This is a genomic window from Streptomyces sp. NPDC036984 (assembly GCF_055607665.1).
Genome location: NZ_JBVJRL010000004.1, coordinates 142938 through 161117, shown reverse-complemented (window position 1 = coordinate 161117; position 18180 = coordinate 142938). Strand labels below are relative to the sequence as shown.

Below are 18180 nucleotides of genomic sequence, written 5' to 3'. Positions count from 1 at the left end.
TGCGGGCCGTCGTGGGCTGAGCGCGCAGTTCCCCGCGCCCCTTCGGGGCGCTGCCCACCGTCGCAGCCTGCGGGCGGTCGTGCCGCTCGGCGGCACGGGCGGGCGCTGGGGGTACCCCCTGCTCGAAGAGCTTGGGGGAGGCACCCCGCAAGCGCGGGCGGGCGACCCCAGGTACGCCAAGGCCCCCGGAACTTCGCAGCTCCGGGGGCCTTCAACGCCGGTCCTCACGCCTGGGGCAGCTTCTCCAGCTGGGCGGTGATGCGCGCGATGTCCTCCTCCGCCTTGGCCAGGCGGGTGCGGATCTTGTCGACCACGTTCTCCGGGGCCTTCGCCAGGAAGGCCTCGTTGCCGAGCTTGGCCGTGGCCTGCGCCTTCTCCTTCTCGGCGGCGGCCAGGTCCTTCGCCAGGCGCTTGCGCTCCGCGGCGACGTCGATCGTGCCGGACAGGTCGAGGGCCACCTCGGCACCCGCCACCGGCAGGGTCGCCGTGGCCGTGAAGGAGTCGCCCTCGGGCTGGAGGCGGAGCAGTTGGCGGATGGCGGCCTCGTGCGGGGCGAGCGCCGTACCGTCCAGCGTCAGCCGGGCCGGGACCCGCTGGCCGGGCTGGAGCCCCTGGTCGGCGCGGAAGCGGCGAACCTCGGTGATGACCGACTGGAGGGTGGAGATCTCCCGCTCGGCCGCCTCGTCGCGGAAGCCGCTGTCGGTCGGCCAGTCGGCGATGACGATCGACTCGCCGCCGGTCAGCGTCGTCCACAGGGTCTCCGTCACGAACGGGACGACCGGGTGGAGGAGCTTGAGGGTGACGTCGAGGACCTCGCCGAGGACCCGCTTGCTGACCTCGGCCGGCTCGCCGCCCGCCTGGAACGTCGTCTTGGACAGCTCGACGTACCAGTCGAAGACCTCGTCCCACGCGAAGTGGAAGAGGGCGTCGGAGAGCTTGGCGAACTGGAAGTCGTCGTAGTACGCGTCGACTTCGGCGACGACGGAGTTGAGCCGGGAGAGGATCCAGCGGTCGGTCGCCGACATCTTCGACGCGTCCGGCAGCGGGCCCTCGACCGTCGCGCCGTTCATCAGCGCGAAGCGGGTCGCGTTCCAGATCTTGTTGGCGAAGTTGCGGGAGCCCTGGACCCAGTCCTCGCCGATCGGCACGTCGACGCCCGGGTTGGCGCCGCGGGCCAGGGTGAAGCGCAGGGCGTCGGAGCCGTACTTGTCCATCCAGTCCAGCGGGTTGACCGCGTTGCCGAAGGACTTCGACATCTTCTTGCCGAACTGGTCGCGGACCATGCCGTGCAGGGCGATGGTGTGGAACGGCGGGGTGCCGTCCATCGCGTACAGGCCGAACATCATCATCCGGGCGACCCAGAAGAAGAGGATGTCGTAGCCGGTGATCAGGACGGAGTTCGGGTAGAACTTCGCGAGCGACTCGGTCTGTTCGGGCCAGCCGAGCGTGGAGAACGGCCACAGGCCGGAGGAGAACCAGGTGTCGAGGACGTCGGTGTCCTGGTGCCAGCCCTCGCCGCTCGGCGGCTCCTCGTCCGGGCCGACGCAGACGACTTCACCGTTCGGCCCGTACCAGACGGGGATCCGGTGGCCCCACCACAGCTGGCGCGAGATGCACCAGTCGTGGAGGTTGTCGACCCAGTCGAAGTACCGCTTCTCCATCTCCTGCGGATGGATCTTGACGCGGCCGTCCCGGACGGCGTCGCCGGCGGCCTTGGCCAGCGGGCCGACCTTGACCCACCACTGCATGGACAGGCGCGGCTCGATGGTGGTCTTGCAGCGCGAGCAGTGGCCGACGGAGTGGACGTACGGCCGCTTCTCGGCGACGATCCGGCCCTCGGCGCGCAGCGCGGCGACGATCGCGGAGCGGGCCTCCAGGCGGTCCAGGCCCTGGAAGGGGCCGTGGGCGGTGATGACGGCGTGCTCGTCCATGATCGTGATGGACGGCAGGTCGTGCCGCTGGCCGATCTCGAAGTCGTTCGGGTCGTGGGCCGGGGTGACCTTGACGGCGCCGGTGCCGAACTCGGGGTCGACGTGCGTGTCGGCGACGACCGGGATGGAGCGTTCGGTGAGCGGCAGCCGGATGAGCTTGCCGACGAGGTGCTTGTACCGCTCGTCGTCGGGGTGGACGGCGACGGCGGTGTCACCGAGCATCGTCTCGGCGCGGGTGGTGGCGACGACGATCGTCTCGTCCCCGTCGCCGTACTTCATCGAGACCAGCTCGCCGTCGTCGTCCTGGTACTCGACCTCGATGTCCGAGATGGCCGTCAGACAGCGGGGGCACCAGTTGATGATGCGCTCGGCGCGGTAGATCAGCTCGTCGTCGTAGAGCTTCTTGAAGATGGTCTGGACGGCCTGGGACAGGCCCTCGTCCATGGTGAAGCGCTCACGGGACCAGGCGACGCCGTCGCCGAGGCGGCGCATCTGTCCGCTGATCTGGCCGCCGGACTCGCCCTTCCACTGCCAGACGCGCTCGACGAACGCCTCGCGGCCCAGGTCGTGGCGGGACTTGCCCTCCTTGCCCAGCTCGCGCTCGACGACGTTCTGCGTGGCGATGCCGGCGTGGTCCATGCCGGGCTGCCACAGCGTCTCGTAGCCCTGCATGCGCTTGCGGCGGGTCAGGGCGTCGATGAGGGTGTGCTCGAAGGCGTGCCCGAGGTGCAGGCTGCCCGTGACGTTCGGCGGCGGGATGACGATCGTGTACGGCGGCTTGTCGCTCTTCGCGTCCGCCTCGAAGTAACCCCGCTCCACCCAGCGCTCGTACAGCGGCCCCTCTACATCGGCCGGCGCGTACTGGGTCGGCAGTTCGGTGTCGGGCGCGGGTGGCTGCTGCTGAGCGTTCTCGGTCACGGGGGTCAGTTTAGAGGTGTCACGGGGTGGTCCCGAAACGCGTTTGTTCTGTAACGGTGCGCCCCCCGGTGACGCCGGCTTCCCGGGCCTGGGCCAGGATGTCAGGAACACATAAGCATCTGGAGGGGAACCCAGGAATGAGCAACAACCAGCCGGGCCCGTACGGCCAGCCGCCCCAGCAGCCGGGTCCGTACGGCCAGCAGGGGCAGCCTGGGCCTTACGGCCAGCAGGGCCCCTACGGCCAGCAGCAGCCGCAGGCTCCCCAGCCCGGCTACGGCTATCCCCAGCAGGCTCCTCAGGCACCGCAGCCGGGGTACGGCTACCCGCAGCAGGGCGCGCCGCAGCAGCCGGGGTACGGCCAGCAGCCGTTCGGCATGCCGCAGGCGCCGCAGCCGGCCGGGGGGAAGAAGAAGACGGGGCTGATCATCGGCGCGGTGGCCGTGGTGGCCGCCCTGGCGGTGGGCGCGTACTTCGTGCTCGGCGGCAGCAGCGGCAGCGGCAGCGACATCGCGGACGACGGCCCGCACAAGCTGACGACGCCGTCGACTGTGCTGTCCGAGTATCAGAAGAAGGACGGCGACGGCGACACGATGACGGAGAAGGATCTGAAGGACGCCGAGAAGTGGGGCGTGCACGATCCGAAGGACGTCAGCGCGGAGTACGAGTCCGGCGACGACGACAATCCGCTGAGCAAGAAGATGATCAAGTTCGGCGGCGTGTACGGCTCGATCGACGACCCCGAGAAGACCGTCGACGCGATGTTCGCCTACATGAAGTCCGAGTCCCAGAAGGAGAGCGACAGCGAAGTCACCCTGAAGGGTGAGCCGACGGCGTACAAGCCGGCCGGGCTGGACGGCGCGGTCCTCAAGTGCCAGCAGGCCAGCGCCCCCACCGGCGCGAGCAGCGGCGGGCCCAAGGACGTCACGATGAGCATCTGCATCTGGGGTGACCACAGCACCCTCGGTCTGGTCATGCCGATGGACATCGCCAACCTCGCGGCGGGCCGGAGCAGCGACCCGGCGACGGACGCCGAGCTGACCGCGAAGTTCCGCAAGGAGGTCCGCGTCAAGGCCTGACGCGTTCCGCGGCAACGGCGAAGGGGCCCCGGTCGGCTGACCGGGGCCCCTTCGTGTGTGGCTTCGCTTACGCCGTCTTCTGCTCCCCCGAGCCCCGCCCCCGCGCGTCCCGCGGGATCAGGGTCGGGTTGACGTTGGAGAGGACCACGTCGGCGGTGATGACGACGCGGGCTACGTCCTTGCGGGACGGGACCTCGTACATCACGCCCTGGAGGACCTCTTCCATGATGGCGCGCAGGCCGCGGGCGCCGGTCTGGCGGAGGATGGCCTGGTCGGCGATGGCCTCCAGGGCCTCGCGCTCGAAGTCCAGCTCCACGCCGTCGAGTTCGAACAGGCGCTGGTACTGCTTGACGAGCGCGTTGCGGGGCTCGATCAGGATCTTGAGCAGGGCCTCGCGGTCCAGGTTGTGGACCGACGTGATGACCGGGAGACGGCCGATGAACTCGGGGATCATGCCGAACTTGACCAGGTCCTCCGGCATGACGTCCTCGAAGACGTCCTTGGACTCCAGCTCGCGCTTGGAGAGGATCGTGGCGCCGAAGCCGATGCCCTTCGCCCCGGCGCGCGCCTCGATGATCTTCTCCAGCCCGGCGAAGGCACCGCCCACGATGAACAGGACGTTCGTCGTGTCGATCTGGATGAACTCCTGGTGGGGGTGCTTGCGGCCGCCCTGCGGCGGGACGGAGGCCGTCGTCCCTTCGAGGATCTTCAGCAGGGCCTGCTGGACGCCCTCGCCCGAGACGTCACGCGTGATCGACGGGTTCTCGCTCTTCCGGGCGACCTTGTCGATCTCGTCGATGTAGATGATCCCGGTCTCGGCCTTCTTGACGTCGTAGTCGGCCGCCTGGATGAGCTTCAGGAGGATGTTCTCGACGTCCTCGCCCACATAGCCCGCCTCGGTGAGCGCCGTGGCGTCGGCGATCGCGAACGGCACGTTCAGCATGCGCGCCAGGGTCTGGGCGAGGAGGGTCTTGCCGGAGCCCGTGGGGCCCAGCAGCAGGATGTTGGACTTCGCCAGCTCGATCGCGTCGTCACGGCCGCTCGCGCCGCCGTTCTCGCCCGCCTGGACCCGCTTGTAGTGGTTGTACACCGCGACGGAGAGCGCCTTCTTGGCGGCCTCCTGGCCGACCACGTAGCCCTCGAGGAACTCGTAGATCTCGCGGGGCTTGGGCAGCTCCTCCCAGCGGACCTCGCTGGTCTCCGCGAGCTCTTCCTCGATGATCTCGTTGCAGAGATCGATGCACTCGTCGCAGATGTACACACCGGGCCCTGCGATGAGCTTCTTGACCTGCTTCTGGCTCTTGCCGCAGAACGAGCACTTGAGCAGATCGCCGCCGTCACCGATGCGTGCCACGGTGTGCTTCCCCTTCGCCTGGGAGACGCCTGGACGTAATCCGTCCAGCGACTCCTGGTGCTGCCTTATGTCCGACGGTACCTTGCCGGGCCGGGTGTTCGGGCCCCTCTTGGCAGGGTTCACTTTGACGTGCACCGTGCCAAGAGGGACTCAGAGTGCCGCGTTCCGCGTCAGCGGACCGCTTCGTTGTTCAGCTTGCGGGTGGAGATGATCTGGTCGACGATGCCGTACTCCAGCGCTTCCTCGGCCGTGAGGATCTTGTCGCGCTCGATGTCCTCGCGGATCTTCTCGATCGGCCGGCTGGTGTGCTTGGCCAGCATGTTCTCCAGCTGCTCACGCATCCGGGTGAACTCGTTGGCGATGATCTCCAGGTCGGAGAGCTGACCGCGGCCGGTGGAGCCCGCCGGCTGGTGGATCAGCACGCGCGAGTTCGGCAGCGCCATGCGCTTGCCGGGCGTACCGGCGGCGAGCAGGATGGCCGCGGCGGAGGCCGCCTGGCCCATGCAGACCGTCTGGATGTCGGGCTTCACGAACTGCATCGTGTCGTAGATCGCCGTCAGGGCGGTCATGTCGCCACCGGGGCTGTTGATGTAGATCGAGATGTCCCGGTCGGGGTCCATCGACTCCAGGCACAGCAGCTGCGCCATGACGTCGTTGGCGGAGGCGTCGTCGATCTGGACGCCCAGGAAGATCACGCGTTCCTCGAAGAGCTTCGCGTACGGGTCGTACTCGCGGATGCCCTGGGAGGTGCGCTCGACGAAGCGCGGGATGACGTAGCGGCTGTCGGGGCGGGGCCCTTCGTACATGCCGCTGGCGGCGCCGGGGAAGTTGCTCATGGGGTGTTCACCGTCCTGGTGGCGTTCTGGGGGCTTCGGTCTCGGCGGTGCGTGGCGTGGCCTGGCCGGTCAGGCACCGGTGCCGCCGCCTCCCGGAACACCCGAGGCGTGCGTGATGATCTCGTCAATGAGACCGTACTCCTTGGCCTCTTCCGGGGTGAACCAGCGGTCGCGGTCGCCGTCGCGGATGATCGCCTCGACCGTCTGGCCCGAGTGCCGCGCGGTCAGCTCGGCCATGCGCTTCTTGGTGCGCAGCAGGTACTCGGCCTGGATCTTGATGTCCGAGACCGTACCGCCGAGGCCCGCGGAGCCCTGGTGCATCATGATGTCCGCGTGCGGCAGGGCGAAGCGCTTGCCGGCGGCGCCGCCGGTGAGCAGGAACTGGCCCATCGAGGCCGCCATGCCCATGGCGATCGTGACCACGTCGTTCGGGATGTACTGCATGGTGTCGTAGATCGCCATGCCGGCCGTCACCGAGCCGCCGGGGCTGTTGATGTAGAGGTAGACGTCCTTGTCCGGGTCGGCGGCGAGGAGCAGCAGCTGTGCGGTGATCTTGTTGGCGATGTCATCGTCGACCTGCTGACCGAGGAAGATGATCCGCTCGTTGAGCAGCCGGTTGTAGACCTGGTCGCCGAGGCCACCACCGATGGAAGGCTCGCCGGCGGCTGAGGGCATCAGATTCGTCACGTATCCACCTGCTCGTCTTACGACGGCGCCGGGCCGTCTTCACGTGTTCCTGCCGGGGCTTAGCGGGGGGTTCAGGAGACTCCCCTGCCCTCGTATTCATGGACCCTAACGCTCAGGCACCTTCGGGGAATCCCGGAGATGGGAGTGTTCGCCGGGGGCGTAGCGCTCGCGCGGGAGCCGGTGCCATGCGCGGAGGGCCGGTGCGGTGCCTGGGAGGTGGTGCGGCTCGTCTCGGGCCGCGGGCCCGTGGCGGCTTGGTCGCGCCCACGCGGCGGAGCCGCACATCGATACGGCCCCGCGCCCCTGACCACTCCCCGCCCCGGTACGGCGACGGGCCCCGGGGAAACTCCCCAGGGCCCGTCGTACGCGCTTCAGAGGCGCCGTGGGACCGCTCAGCCCTCGGCGTTCTCCTCGGAGGTCTCCGACGCCTCGGCGGCCTCGGTCTCCTCCTCCTCGTCGTCCAGGTTGACGATCTCGCCGTTGGTGTCCTTCACCGTGGCGGCCTCGACCACGACGGCCAGGGCCTTGCCGCGGGCGACCTCGCCGACCAGGAGCGGCACCTGACCGCCCTCGACGACGGCCTGGGCGAACTGGTCGGGGGACATGCCGGAGGAGGCCGCACGCCGCATGAGGTGCTCGGTGAGCTCCTCCTGGTTGACGTTGAGCTGCTCCTTCTTGACCAGCTCGTCCAGGACGAACTGGGTCTTGATGCCCTTGACCGCGGCCTCGCGGGTCTCGGTCTCGAACTCCTCGGCGGTCTTGCCCTGGATCTCCAGGTACTTGTCGAGGGTGAGGCCCATCTGGCCGAGCTGGTGGTGCTCCAGGTTGTGCTTGCGGGTGTTGATCTCGTCCTCGAGCAGCTTCTCGGGGACCGGGACCTCGACCAGCTCGAGGAGCTTCTCCAGGACGCGCTCCTGGGCCTGGGTGGCCTGGTCGAACTGCTTCATGTTGGCCAGACGCTTGCGGCTGTCGGCCTTCAGCTCCTCCAGGGTGTCGAACTCGGAGGCGAGCTGCGCGAACTCGTCGTCCAGCTCGGGCAGTTCGCGGGCGGCGACCTGGGTGACCTTGACGGTGACCTCGGCCTCCTTGCCCGCGGCGGAGCCGCCCTTCAGCTCGGAGGTGAAGGTGCCCTCCTCGCCGGCGGACAGGCCCTTGACGGCGTCGTCGATGCCGTCCAGCAGCTCACCGGAGCCGATCGTGTAGGACACGCCGTTGGCGATGCCGTCCTCCAGCACCTCGCCGTCGACCTTGGCCTCCAGGTCGATGGTGACGACGTCGCCGTCCTCGGCGGCACGCTCGACCGGGGAGGTGGAGGCGAAGCGCTCGCGCAGCTGCTCGACCGACTTCTCCACGTCCTCGTCGGTGACCTCGACGGCGTCGACCTCGACCTCGATACCGGAGTAGTCCGGGATCTCCACGGCCGGGCGGACGTCGACCTCGGCGGTGAAGTTCAGCGTCTCGCCGTCCTTCAGCTCGGTGATGTCGACGTCGGGCTGGCCCAGCGGGCTCAGCTCGGCCTCGTTGACCGCCTCGGTGTAGAACTTGGGCAGCGCGTCGTTGACGGCCTCCTCCAGCACCGCACCGCGGCCGAACCGCTGGTCGATCACGCGGGCCGGGATCTTGCCCTTACGGAAGCCCTTCACCGTGACCTGCTGGTTGATCTTCTTGTACGCCGCGTCGAGGCTGTCCTTGAGCTCCTCGAAGGGCACCTCGACAGTGAGCCGAACCCGGGTCGGGTTCAGGGTCTCCACGGCGCTCTTCACGGTTCGGTCTCCTTGTGGCTGACTTCTCGGGTTCTGCCGGAGCCCGACGGGCCCGGCGGATTTCGCCGCCCGGAGGAGTACGTAGGCCGCGAGGGCCGGGGACACACGGGCGCGCAGCTTGCATAGTAACCGCAGCCGGTCAGCGCCCCAAAAGGCGATCATCACGACGTCGTGAGCCGGTGGTCGGGGTGGCGGGATTTGAACCCACGGCCTTCCGCTCCCAAAGCGGACGCGCTACCAAGCTGCGCCACACCCCGTCTGGTGCGACACGTAGGGTACATGCCCCGGCCGGTTACGTCGGCCGCATTCTCCGAGGCGGCGCGCGGGACGCCTCCTGGGCCTCACTCGTTGGCCTCGGCGGCGGGCGACCCGCTACGATGCCTTCAGCGCCGCGGTCACCGACCTGCGGCTCGCTGCTGCGGGCGTAGCTCAATGGTAGAGCCCTAGTCTTCCAAACTAGCTACGCGGGTTCGATTCCCGTCGCCCGCTCTGGATGCCGAAGGCCCAGGTGAGAGGTTTTTCCTCTCCCTGGGCCTTCCGTGTTCCTCGGGCCGGTCATGGTTGCAGCCTTCGGACAGGGATCGATCACATACGTACGGAAGAGCGGTCGCCGGGCCGCTGATCCACCGGGCGGGCGGCCGCGGCGGCCATGAGGGCCAGCGCCAGGCCGACCAGGCCGACGATGATGTTGTTGACTATGGTCCTGGTGGTGCTGACGTCACCTGCCACGACCCACGGCGCGAAGATCGTCCACGCGCTCAGCACGCAAGCGCCCCACGCCATGCTGTGCGAGCGCTCGTACGCCCGGCCGAAGCCGCCGCTCATGAGGACGGCGTACGCGATGCCGACGATCAGATTGTTGACCGCCAGGGTGGAGAAGTTGTTGAACCCCACGATCCACGGTGAGGCGGCGAGGTAGAGCCCCGTGATCAGGGACATGGCCTCGACGGCTTGCGCCTTCGGGGTGGTCGCGATGCCTTCGGCCATCTCGTGCCGCTTGCGCATTTCGATGAGGTCGGGGTGGGTTTCCATGTCAGGCCGGGGATGAGTCGTCATTACAGCTCCTCCAGATTGTCCGTTATGCACCCCCTCTGATGGGTGAGTACCCTGTGGGACCGGAATAACCGTCCCGAACCGCTGGATCCGAGGGCACCGCCGCGAGAGGTGGCGGGAGAAGACATCCGGCCGGCCCCGGGCCGTTTCAGTGCAGCAGGATCGCCAGCCCGAGTGCCAGGAGGGCGGCTCCCGCGACGCCGAAGAAGAACCTCATGTGTCCGAAGCTCCTCCAGGGTGTGCCGTAGCGGGTCCGGTAGCGCGGTGAGAAGTTCGCGTCCGCCCAGTCCCACACCCGGACATCCACCCCGCGGTAGCCGCAGGCGACCACGATCGATGCGCTTCCCGCGAGCAGTGCGAGCGCCCCTCGAAGAATCAACGCCGCTCCCTTTTCCTCCCCGGCCGGCACCACGCCGGGGGGGCATTGTCACAGGTCTCTGACGTCCACGCTGTAGATCGCGCGCATGCCGTAGGGGACGTAGAGGGCGTCGCCGACCAGGACGGGGGCCGCCGTGGTGCCGCCGGAGCCGCTGCTGTCGCTGTCGTCCCGGCCGGGGAGGGTGCCGGTGACCTTGCCGGTGCGCAGGTCCAGTGCGGCCAGCCGGCCGGTGGGCGAGGCCAGGTAGAGCCGGGTGGCGGAGGCGGTGGGCGGGCCGGGCTGCTCGACGGTGGAGTTGCTCTGCCACAGCTCGCGTCCGGTGCGCGGGTCGATCGCGCGGACGCTGCCGCTGGTGAGGGTGAGGTAGAGGGTGCCGCGGACGACGGAGGCGCCGGAGGCGTTCCGCGGGGCGGACAGCCGTACGGTCGTCAGGACGTGCGAAGAGGTGTCGATCAGGGTCAGGCCGGTCAGCTTGTCCATGAGCGGGTCGACGCCGAGCACGAGGTGGCCCCGGGACTGCCCGAACAGGGACAGCGCACCCTTGGCCGCGACCTGCCAGTGGGCCTTGCCGGTGGCGGGGTCGAGCTGGGCGACGGTGGTGCGCGCGTGGTCACCGTTGTCGTCGGAGGTGTGGCAGATCAGGTACGCCCGGCCGCCGGCCTCGGTCAGTCCGCAGTCGCTGTCGGCGCCGGCGGGCAGTTTGCGGTGCCAGCGGACCTTGCCGTGCGCGGCGTCGAGCAGGGCGTAGGAGTCGGGCGCGTCGCCGTAGGCGGTGACGACCCCGGCCGGGGTGGCGACGGCGCCCGTGAACTCCGGGCCCGGGCCGTCCACGTTGTCGGCGACGACCCTGCTCCAGAGCGGCTCGCCGGTGTCCGGGTCCAAGGCCTGCACGGTGTACCGGGTGCGGCTCTCGGGCTCTTCGCCGGTCTTGATGTCGGTGCTGTCGGCGCCGAAGGCGTACACGGCGCCGGGGCGGGTGCCGATGATCGTGCCGCCGCCGCTGGCCGATGTCTGGGCGGGTGTGGGGTCCATGGGCCGGGTCCAGGTGTTCCGGCCGCCGGCGAGGGTGAAGCGGGCGGCCATGATGCCGTCGCCGGCGCACAGCAGCGCCTGGTCCGCGACGACGCAGCGGCTGAACGGTTCGCTCGGGCCCACGGCCCGCGGGTTCTCGGCCGTGGGGTCCGCGGCCTGCCGGTGCCAGGCGTGCCAGCCGGCCGGCAGGGCGTGCGGGGCGCCGCCGCCGTCGCGGGCGAGGACGGTGGTGGTGGCGGCCGCGGCGGCCAGGGCGACGGTGGCGGCGACGGTGGCCGGCCACCAGCGGCGCCGGCGCGGGCGGCCGGGCTCGGTGACCGGCACCGCGGGCTCGGGGCGCGGGTCGGGCAGCCGCCCCTCGCGGAGCAGGTGCAGGAGCTCGTCGGGGCCGGGGCGGGACTTGGGGTGCTTCTCCAGGCAGAGACGGACGAAGGGGAGCAGATCGTCGGGGACACCGGTCAGGTCGGCGTCGCCCTCGACGACACGGGTCGCCGTCTCCCAGGGGCTCGGGCTGTCGAAGGGGCCGCGCCGGGTGGCGGCGTACGCGAGGACCGCGCCGAGGGAGAAGATGTCGGTGGCCGGGCCGACCTCGTGCGGGGAGGCGAACTGCTCGGGGGACATGAAGGGCGGGGTGCCCATCACCCGGCCGGTCTGGGTGAGGGCGTCCATGCCGGCGGCCTCGGCGGCCCGGGAGATGCCGAAGTCGATGACCCGGGGGCCGTCCTCGGCGAGCATGACGTTGGCCGGTTTCAGGTCCCGGTGGACCACTCCGGCGCGGTGGATGTCGCGCAGGGCCTCGGCGAGGCCGGCGGCGAGTTCGCGCAGCCTGGCGGGCGGGAGCGGGCCGTGCCGGCGCACGTGGGTGCCGAGGTCCTCGCCGGGGATGTAGAGCGTGGCCATCCAGGGGCGTGGCGCGTCGGCGTCCGCGTCCACCACGGGTGCCGTGAAGGCGCCGCTGACCTGGCGGGCGGCGGCCAGCTCGCGGCGGAAGCGGATGCGGAACTCGTCGTCGTCGGCGTACTGGCCGTGGACGACCTTGATGGCGAGGCGGCGGCCGGAGGCGGAGCGGGCGAGGTAGACCACGCCCATGCCGCCACTGCCCAGGCGGTCCTCGATCCGGTAGCCGCCGACCTCCGCCGGGTCCGAGTCGCGCAGCGCCATTCCCGTACGTCCCCCCGTTGTTTCAGTCGTCCGGCCCGCCGTGCTGTTCGGCCCGGACTCTCCGGCTCCCCCGCCGGGTCAGAACCTGATCGAGTTGATCGACTCCGCTATCGAGTTGAGGAAGCGGTTGATCGATGGTGCCATGCCGGTCGAGGCGAGGAAGAAGCCGAAGAGGATCGCGACGATGGCGGGGCCGGCCTTGATGTTCCCCCCTCGGATCAGGACCACCAGGATGATCGCCAACAGCAGCACCACAGACAGTGAAATGGCCACAACTGATCACACCCTCGGTCGGTCCGCTCTCCCGGCCCGGAGGTACGGCCCGCGCACCCCCGCCAGAACCATCGTGCCACCAACCCGGCCGCCGTATGCGGCCCGTGACGCAACGTCGGATGCCCGCCCGCCGCGGGCGATGCCCCGCACTGCAATTCGAGCGGCCGTACGCCGGTGACGCGCCGAGGAATTACCCGACTTCGTTTCCGCACCCACACATCCCCTGCGCAAGTAATTCGAATTGATGGCGCAGAGGCGACGTATGCCCCAATTAGTCAGGATGAATCGGGACATCCAGGGTCAACTGACGACCCTAGTGTGCGCACCATCACGTGGACAAGGGTGGCAAGTTCGGTAAATCACCGGGTACCCGAACGCGATAACCAGGAATCACTGCGGGAGTTTTACGAAATCCCACAGACGACGCTAGGGTGCCTGAGATGTTTGACGCCGCCTCGTCCCCCGGCCAGAACCGCAGGCCGCTCCCCCCGGCACAGCCGCCGGTGGACGGAGTGCCCGCTCCGCGTACCCCGGTGAGCGCGCAGCAGCAGCGCACTCGGAAGGCGGCGGCGGACAGACCCGGCGGGCAACGCGACGCGTTCTTCGACAACGCCAAGTACCTGGCCATCGTGCTGGTCGCGATGGGACACGCGTGGGAGCCGCTGAAGGACGACAGCCGGATCCTGGAGGGCCTGTACACCGTCGTGTACACCTTCCACATGCCGGCGTTCATCCTCATCTCCGGCTTCTTCTCACGCAGTTTCGACATGCGGCCGGACCGGCTGAAGCGGCTGATCACCGGCGTCGCCGTGCCGTACATCCTGTTCGAGACGGCGTACCCGCTCTTCAAGAACGCCGTCACCGGCTCCCATGAGGAGATCAGCCTCCTCGATCCCTGGTATCTGACCTGGTTCCTGGTCGCGCTGTTCGTCTGGCGGCTGACCACGCCCGTCTGGAAGCTGGTGCGCTGGCCGGTGCCGCTGGCCCTCGGCCTCGCGATGCTGGCGACCGTCACCCCGAGCATCGGCGACGACCTCGATCTCCAGCGGGTCCTTCAGTTCCTTCCGTACTTCGTGCTCGGCCTGTGCATGAAGCCCGAGCACTTCCAGCTGGTGCGCCGCCGCTCGGTGCGGATCGCCTCGGTGCCGGTGTTCGCGGCGGCGCTGGCGATCGGCTGGTGGGCGGTGCCGCGCATGAACACCGCGTGGTTCTACCACCGCGACTCGGCGCAGGAACTGGGCGCCCCGTGGTGGTCGGGCCCGGTGATGACGCTCGCCATGATGGGCTGCTCGCTGGTGCTGACGGCCTGCTTCTTCGCCTGGGTGCCGCGCCGGCGGATGTGGTTCACCGCGCTCGGCGCGGGCACGCTCTACGGCTACCTGCTGCACGGCTTCCTGGTGAAGTTCGGCGACTACCGCGGCTGGTTCGAGCACCCCTGGCTGCACCGTCCGCTCGGCGAGATCCTGGTGACCGTGGCCGCGGCGGCGGCCGTCACCGTGCTGTGCACCCGGCCGGTGCAGCGGATCTTCCGCTTCGCGATGGAGCCGAAGATGGAGTGGGCGTTCCGGCAGGACGCGGCCGAAGGCGCCCGCCAGCGGCAGAAGCAGCGGGAGACGGTCGGCGTCTAGCCGATCCCGGTCCCCTTCCCGGTTCCGGTTCCGCTCGCGGGTCCGGTCTCCGGTCCCAGGCCGAGAAGCGCGCGCATCCGGGCGTACTTCTCGGTCAGCCGTTTCCGGGTCGGCTCGTCCAGGGCCGCGAGGCGCGCCGGGTCGGCGTTGTGCGCCAGATCGGCCTCTTTCACCAGGCGCGCGCCCGGGGTGGCGAGGATCCGGCGCGCGTACGTCTCGGGCGGTTCCCCCGGCCGCTTGGTGAGGGCGCGCACGATCGCCTTGGTCCGCTCGGCGAGGGCGGCCGTCTCCAGCCACTCCTCGCACAGCGCGGCGTCCTCCACGGAGTCGTGCAGCCAGGCCGCGGCGATCTGCTCCGCGTCGCCGCCGCGGGCGCGGACGCCTTCGGCGACGGCCGCGAGGTGCTCCGCGTACGGGCGTCCGGCCTTGTCGGTCTGGCCCTCGTGGGCGGCGCGGGCGAGGGTCTCGACCTCGGGGAGGGTGAGGTGGGTCATGCCGGTCGGTGTCTCCTGTGCCGGGGGCGTTCAGCGGATGGTCGCCGAAGCGTCTCGGCAGATCAGCAGGAGGGCCCGGTCGTCGTTGACGTCCTTGGCGACCGCCTCGATGAGGTGCCAGGCCGCGCCGTGGAATCCTCCGGCCACATAGCGGTCGGCCTCACCGGTGAGCCGGTCGATGCCCTCCATGATGTCCCGGTCGGAGGTCTCCACCAGACCGTCCGTGAACAGCATCAACACGTCCCCGGGCCGCAGCGAGCCCTTCACGGAGTCGAACTGGGCGCCGTCGTACACACCGAGCAGCGGCCCCTCGGCCGCCTTCTCCTCCCAGCGCCCGCTGCCCGCGCTCAGCTGGAGCCCCGGCGGGTGGCCGGCGGAGTACAGCTCGTAGTCCCCGGAGTCCAGGTCCAGCACCAGATGGATGGAGGTGGCGAAGCCCTCGTCCCAGTCCTGGCGGAGCAGGTAGCCGTTGGCGGCCGGCAGGAAGGCGTGCGGCGGCAGCGAGCCGAGGAGGCCGCCGAAGGCGCCGGACAGCAGCAGGGCGCGCGAGCCCGCGTCCATGCCCTTGCCGGACACGTCGGTCAGCACGACCTCCAGCGTCCGGCCGCCGTTCGTCCGGGCCGCGACGACGAAGTCACCGGAGAAGGACTGACCGCCCGCCGGGCGCAGCGCCATCTCGTGATGCCAGCCCTGCGGCAGCTTCGGCAGCTTGCTCTGCACCCGGATCCGCTCGCGCAGGTCGAACAGCATGGTGCCGCCGCGCCGCCAGGGCACGCCGACCCGGCTGCGGAACTGCGCGGTCAGCAGCCCGAAGAAGCCGCACGCGGCGACCACCAGGACGATGCCGGGGGTGACCCGGGAGGGGCCCTCGGTGTACGGGCCGAGCCGCACCGACTCCACGATCAGCGCGGTGGCCGCCGCCGCGTACAGGCCGAGCAGGCTCGCCGGGCGCAGCAGCAGGCCTCCCGCGACGATCGGCAGCACCAGGGTGGCCGGGGAGCACCAGACCGCGTCGGCCAGGGTCATGGCCGCGAGGACGGGGATGGCCAGCAGCAGTCCGGCGAAGGCGACCCAGTCCGAGCCGTCGCCGCGGAAGTAGTCCACGGCGCTTCGGCGCAGCCCGACCCGGGCCCGGTGCCACTGCATTCTCCACCGGGCCGTGAACCTTTCGGCCTTCGCGCGCCGCTGTCGTTCCGCTGCCATTAGTCCGGGACCCTATCCAGCGGACCGGCTGCTTGGCACGGGAGGTCCCACTTGTCCCCCGAGCGAGGCTCCGCTTCGCCGTTCGTCCGGTGGCTTCACCCCGAAGAAATTCACTGGCTCGTCCCGCAATGCCCTGATAGGCATGGCTCATGCGGAGTGTTCACGGGACCGAGTTGAAGGTGCTGCGCGAGGACGAGTGGGACCGGTGGCACGACACCCTGTACCAGGCCTTCGGTGCCGGGCCGGCCTCGGCGGAGGAGCGCGAAGTGGACCGGGCCGTCACCGAGTTCGACCGCTCACTCGCCGTCTGGGACGGCGACGCGATCGTCGGGACGGCGGGCGCGTTCAGCTTCCGGATGACCGTGCCGGGCGGGGCCGCGGTGCCGGCGGCCGGGGTGACGATGGTGGGGGTCGTGGCCACCCACCGGCGGCGCGGGGTGCTGACCTCGATGATGCGCCGCCAGTTGGACGACGTCCGGGCGCTGGGCGAGCCGATCGCGGTGCTGACCGCGTCGGAGCCGGCCATCTACGGCCGGTTCGGATACGGCGCCGCGACCTTCCGGGTCAGCGCCGAGATCGACACGAGCCGGGTGACCCTGGCCCTGCCCGCCGGCACGGAGGAGGTGCGGCTGCGCTACGCGGCGCCTGCCGACGTCCTCGACGCGTGCGAGGCGGTGTACGCGGCCCTGGTGCCGGGGCGGCCGGGCATGCTGGCCCGGCAGCCGCACTGGGAGCGGGCCGCCCTGGTCGACCCGGAGGGAGAGCGGGGCGGGGGGTCACGGCTGCGGTGCGTGGTGGCCGAGCGGGACGGCGAGATCACCGGGTACGCCCGCTTCCGCACCAAGGGCGAGTGGGGTGAGAGCGGTGCCCCCGACGGCACGGTGCACCTCAAGGACCTGGCCGCGCTCGACCCGGTGACCGAGGCCGCGCTGTGGCGCTTCCTCTTCGGCATCGACCTGATGTCGACGCTGGCGGTGGGGTCCCGGCCGGTGGACGACGGCTGGCAGCACCTGGTCTCCGACATCCGCCGCTGTGCGCCGCGACTGCGGGAGGACGCCTACGTCCGGCTGGTCGACGTCGGCGCGGCGCTGGCGGCGCGGACCTATCAGGCGCCGGTGGACGTCGTGTTCGAGGTGGAGGACGCCTTCTGCCCCTGGAACGCGGGGCGTTGGCGGCTGACCGGCGATCCGAAGGGCGCGTCCTGCGAGCGCACGACCGACGCGGCCGACCTCGCCGTGTCCGTACGGGAGCTGGGCGCGGCCTATCTGGGCGGGGTGAGCCTGCTGTCGCTGGCCGCGGCCGGGCGGGTGCGGGAGCTGCGGCCGGGGGCGCTGACGGAGGCGTCGGTGGCGTTCGGCTCACCGGTGGCCCCGTGGCTGCCGCACGGTTTCTAGGTCCTGTCGTCACACGTGCATGGCGTCGCGGGGCAGGCGGGAGTGACAACAGGCCTGGCGCCGGTTCAGGGCCGCTGGCAGGTCGGGCACCAGAAGAGGTTGCGGGCGGCGAGACCGGCGGTGCGGACCTCGTCGCCGCAGATGTGGCAGGGCAGGTCGGCCCGGCGGTAGACGTACACCTCCCCGCCGTGGTCGTCCACGCGGGGCGGGCGGCCCATCGCCTCCGGGGTGTGCTCCGGGCGGACGGTGTCGATCCGGTTGTTCCGCACGCCCTCGCGCATCAGCGCGGCCAGATCGCTCCAGACCGCGTCCCACTCGGCCGGGGTGATGTCCCGGCCGGGGCGGTAGGGGTCGATGCCGTGCCGGAAGAGGACCTCGGCGCGGTAGACGTTGCCGACGCCGGCGATCACCTTCTGGTCCATGAGCAGCGCGGCGATCGTCGTACGGCTGCGGGAGATCCGCCGGTAGGCGGTGCCCGGGTCGGCGTCCGCGCGGAGCGGGTCGGGGCCGAGCCGGTCGTGGATCGCCCGCTTCTCGCCGTCCGTGATCAGGGCGCAGGTGGTGGGGCCGCGCAGATCGACGTACGACGTGTCGTTCGCGAGCCGGAGCCGGACGGTGTCCGTCGGCGGGGGCGCGGGAGCGTCGCCGAAGCCGACCTTGCCGAAGAGGCCGAGGTGGATGTGGACCCAGTCGGCGTCCCGGAAGCCCAGGAAGAGGTGCTTGCCGTGGGCTTCGGTGGCGGTCAGCTCGGTGCCGTCCAGGAGGGCGGCGGCGTCGGAGAACTTGCCCTGGGGGCTGGTGACGCGGGGGGCCGTGCCGTGGAAGCGCTCGGCGTAGTCCTGGGCCAGCCGGTGAATCGTGTGCCCTTCCGGCAAGGCTGCCGTGTCCTTTCCATCGTCTTTCCCACCCGCCCACCCGCCTCGCTCGGCCGAGAGCTGAACGACAGGGCGGCCGATCCGGGCTCGGCTTGCCGGCCGACGGAGTCGGGTGAGCGGTTC

15 protein-coding genes and 2 tRNA genes are annotated in these 18180 nt (G+C 70.4%); 4 read left to right on the top strand and 13 right to left on the bottom strand.

All coding sequences use genetic code 11. The features are described 5' to 3' along the window. Positions 1-224: 224 nt before the first annotated feature. Positions 225-2849: a valine--tRNA ligase gene (locus ACZ7DL_RS10125; RefSeq protein ID WP_470773009.1), complete on the bottom strand. Its 2625-nt coding sequence runs from the start codon at positions 2847-2849 to the stop codon at positions 225-227. 137 nt (positions 2850-2986) lie between these two features. On the opposite strand from ACZ7DL_RS10125, the gene ACZ7DL_RS10120 reads away from it, so the two are divergent. Continuing rightward, positions 2987-3925: a hypothetical protein gene (locus ACZ7DL_RS10120; RefSeq protein ID WP_470773007.1), complete on the top strand. Its 939-nt coding sequence runs from the start codon at positions 2987-2989 to the stop codon at positions 3923-3925. Between the two features lie 67 nt (positions 3926-3992). On the opposite strand, the gene clpX is transcribed toward ACZ7DL_RS10120, so the two are convergent. From clpX to ACZ7DL_RS10095, 5 genes are all read right to left on the bottom strand, one after another. Beyond that, positions 3993-5279: an ATP-dependent Clp protease ATP-binding subunit ClpX gene (clpX, locus tag ACZ7DL_RS10115; protein ID WP_470773006.1), complete on the bottom strand. Its 1287-nt coding sequence runs from the start codon at positions 5277-5279 to the stop codon at positions 3993-3995. Positions 5280-5449: 170 nt separating this feature from the next. Then, the gene (locus ACZ7DL_RS10110; RefSeq protein WP_470773004.1) at positions 5450-6115 is read right to left on the bottom strand and encodes an ATP-dependent Clp protease proteolytic subunit; all 666 of its coding nucleotides are present in this window, start codon (positions 6113-6115) and stop codon (positions 5450-5452) included. Between the two features lie 69 nt (positions 6116-6184). After that, positions 6185-6790, bottom strand: a complete 606-nt coding sequence (locus ACZ7DL_RS10105; RefSeq protein ID WP_470773572.1) for an ATP-dependent Clp protease proteolytic subunit — start codon at positions 6788-6790, stop codon at positions 6185-6187. Between the two features lie 404 nt (positions 6791-7194). Next, a complete protein-coding gene (tig, locus tag ACZ7DL_RS10100) occupies positions 7195-8565 on the bottom strand; it encodes a trigger factor (RefSeq protein WP_470773002.1) in 1371 nt (456 codons plus the stop codon). Between the two features lie 180 nt (positions 8566-8745). After that, positions 8746-8822, bottom strand: a tRNA-Pro gene (locus ACZ7DL_RS10095). Positions 8823-8983: 161 nt separating this feature from the next. On the opposite strand from ACZ7DL_RS10095, the gene ACZ7DL_RS10090 reads away from it, so the two are divergent. After that, positions 8984-9054: transfer RNA gene (locus ACZ7DL_RS10090), tRNA-Gly, on the top strand. 96 nt (positions 9055-9150) lie between these two features. On the opposite strand, the gene ACZ7DL_RS10085 is transcribed toward ACZ7DL_RS10090, so the two are convergent. The 4 genes from ACZ7DL_RS10085 to ACZ7DL_RS10070 all read right to left on the bottom strand — a co-directional run bounded on the left by ACZ7DL_RS10085 (position 9151) and on the right by ACZ7DL_RS10070 (position 12463). Then, positions 9151-9621: an SPW repeat protein gene (locus tag ACZ7DL_RS10085; protein ID WP_470773000.1), complete on the bottom strand. Its 471-nt coding sequence runs from the start codon at positions 9619-9621 to the stop codon at positions 9151-9153. A gap of 145 nt (positions 9622-9766) precedes the next feature. Then, complete coding sequence (locus ACZ7DL_RS10080; RefSeq protein WP_470772999.1) at positions 9767-9997, bottom strand: hypothetical protein; 231 nt, start codon at positions 9995-9997, stop codon at positions 9767-9769. A 48-nt stretch (positions 9998-10045) separates the two neighbouring features. Then, a complete protein-coding gene (locus ACZ7DL_RS10075; protein WP_470772997.1) occupies positions 10046-12190 on the bottom strand; it encodes a protein kinase domain-containing protein in 2145 nt (714 codons plus the stop codon). Between the two features lie 78 nt (positions 12191-12268). After that, positions 12269-12463 carry a hypothetical protein gene (locus ACZ7DL_RS10070; RefSeq protein WP_030648672.1) on the bottom strand — a complete coding sequence of 65 codons (195 nt, stop codon included), beginning with the start codon at positions 12461-12463 and terminating at the stop codon, positions 12269-12271. 512 nt (positions 12464-12975) lie between these two features. On the opposite strand from ACZ7DL_RS10070, the gene ACZ7DL_RS10065 reads away from it, so the two are divergent. Next, positions 12976-14091: an acyltransferase family protein gene (locus ACZ7DL_RS10065; protein WP_470773571.1), complete on the top strand. Its 1116-nt coding sequence runs from the start codon at positions 12976-12978 to the stop codon at positions 14089-14091. Here ACZ7DL_RS10065 and ACZ7DL_RS10060 read toward each other — a convergent pair. Together ACZ7DL_RS10060 and ACZ7DL_RS10055 are read right to left on the bottom strand one after the other, a co-directional pair. Next, positions 14088-14585, bottom strand: coding sequence for an HD domain-containing protein (locus ACZ7DL_RS10060; protein ID WP_470772995.1), 498 nt, complete (start codon positions 14583-14585; stop codon positions 14088-14090). The two genes, ACZ7DL_RS10065 and ACZ7DL_RS10060, sit on opposite strands and share 4 nt — an antisense overlap. A gap of 30 nt (positions 14586-14615) precedes the next feature. Beyond that, a complete protein-coding gene (locus ACZ7DL_RS10055) occupies positions 14616-15788 on the bottom strand; it encodes a SpoIIE family protein phosphatase (RefSeq protein WP_470772993.1) in 1173 nt (390 codons plus the stop codon). 149 nt (positions 15789-15937) lie between these two features. On the opposite strand from ACZ7DL_RS10055, the gene ACZ7DL_RS10050 reads away from it, so the two are divergent. Then, complete coding sequence (locus tag ACZ7DL_RS10050; protein WP_470772991.1) at positions 15938-17182, top strand: GNAT family N-acetyltransferase; 1245 nt, start codon at positions 15938-15940, stop codon at positions 17180-17182. Between the two features lie 65 nt (positions 17183-17247). Here the strand turns inward: ACZ7DL_RS10050 and ACZ7DL_RS10045 are convergent, their stop codons facing one another. After that, on the bottom strand, positions 17248-18057 hold the full coding sequence (locus ACZ7DL_RS10045; protein WP_470772988.1) for an Fpg/Nei family DNA glycosylase: 810 nt from the start codon (positions 18055-18057) through the stop codon (positions 17248-17250). Between the last annotated feature and the right edge of the window lie 123 nt (positions 18058-18180).

Bases quoted from the DNA above. Each gene is read 5' to 3' on its own strand.
- ACZ7DL_RS10075 (WP_470772997.1), bottom strand. From the start codon at position 12,190: ATGGCGCTGCGCGACTCGGACCCGGCGGAGGTCGGCGGCTACCGGATC.
- ACZ7DL_RS10120 (WP_470773007.1), top strand. From the start codon at position 2,987: ATGAGCAACAACCAGCCGGGCCCGTACGGCCAGCCGCCCCAGCAGCCG.
- ACZ7DL_RS10085 (WP_470773000.1), bottom strand. From the start codon at position 9,621: ATGACGACTCATCCCCGGCCTGACATGGAAACCCACCCCGACCTCATC.
- ACZ7DL_RS10050 (WP_470772991.1), top strand. From the start codon at position 15,938: ATGCGGAGTGTTCACGGGACCGAGTTGAAGGTGCTGCGCGAGGACGAG.
- ACZ7DL_RS10110 (WP_470773004.1), bottom strand. From the start codon at position 6,115: ATGAGCAACTTCCCCGGCGCCGCCAGCGGCATGTACGAAGGGCCCCGC.
- ACZ7DL_RS10055 (WP_470772993.1), bottom strand. From the start codon at position 15,788: ATGGCAGCGGAACGACAGCGGCGCGCGAAGGCCGAAAGGTTCACGGCC.
- ACZ7DL_RS10105 (WP_470773572.1), bottom strand. From the start codon at position 6,790: ATGCCCTCAGCCGCCGGCGAGCCTTCCATCGGTGGTGGCCTCGGCGAC.
- ACZ7DL_RS10060 (WP_470772995.1), bottom strand. From the start codon at position 14,585: ATGACCCACCTCACCCTCCCCGAGGTCGAGACCCTCGCCCGCGCCGCC.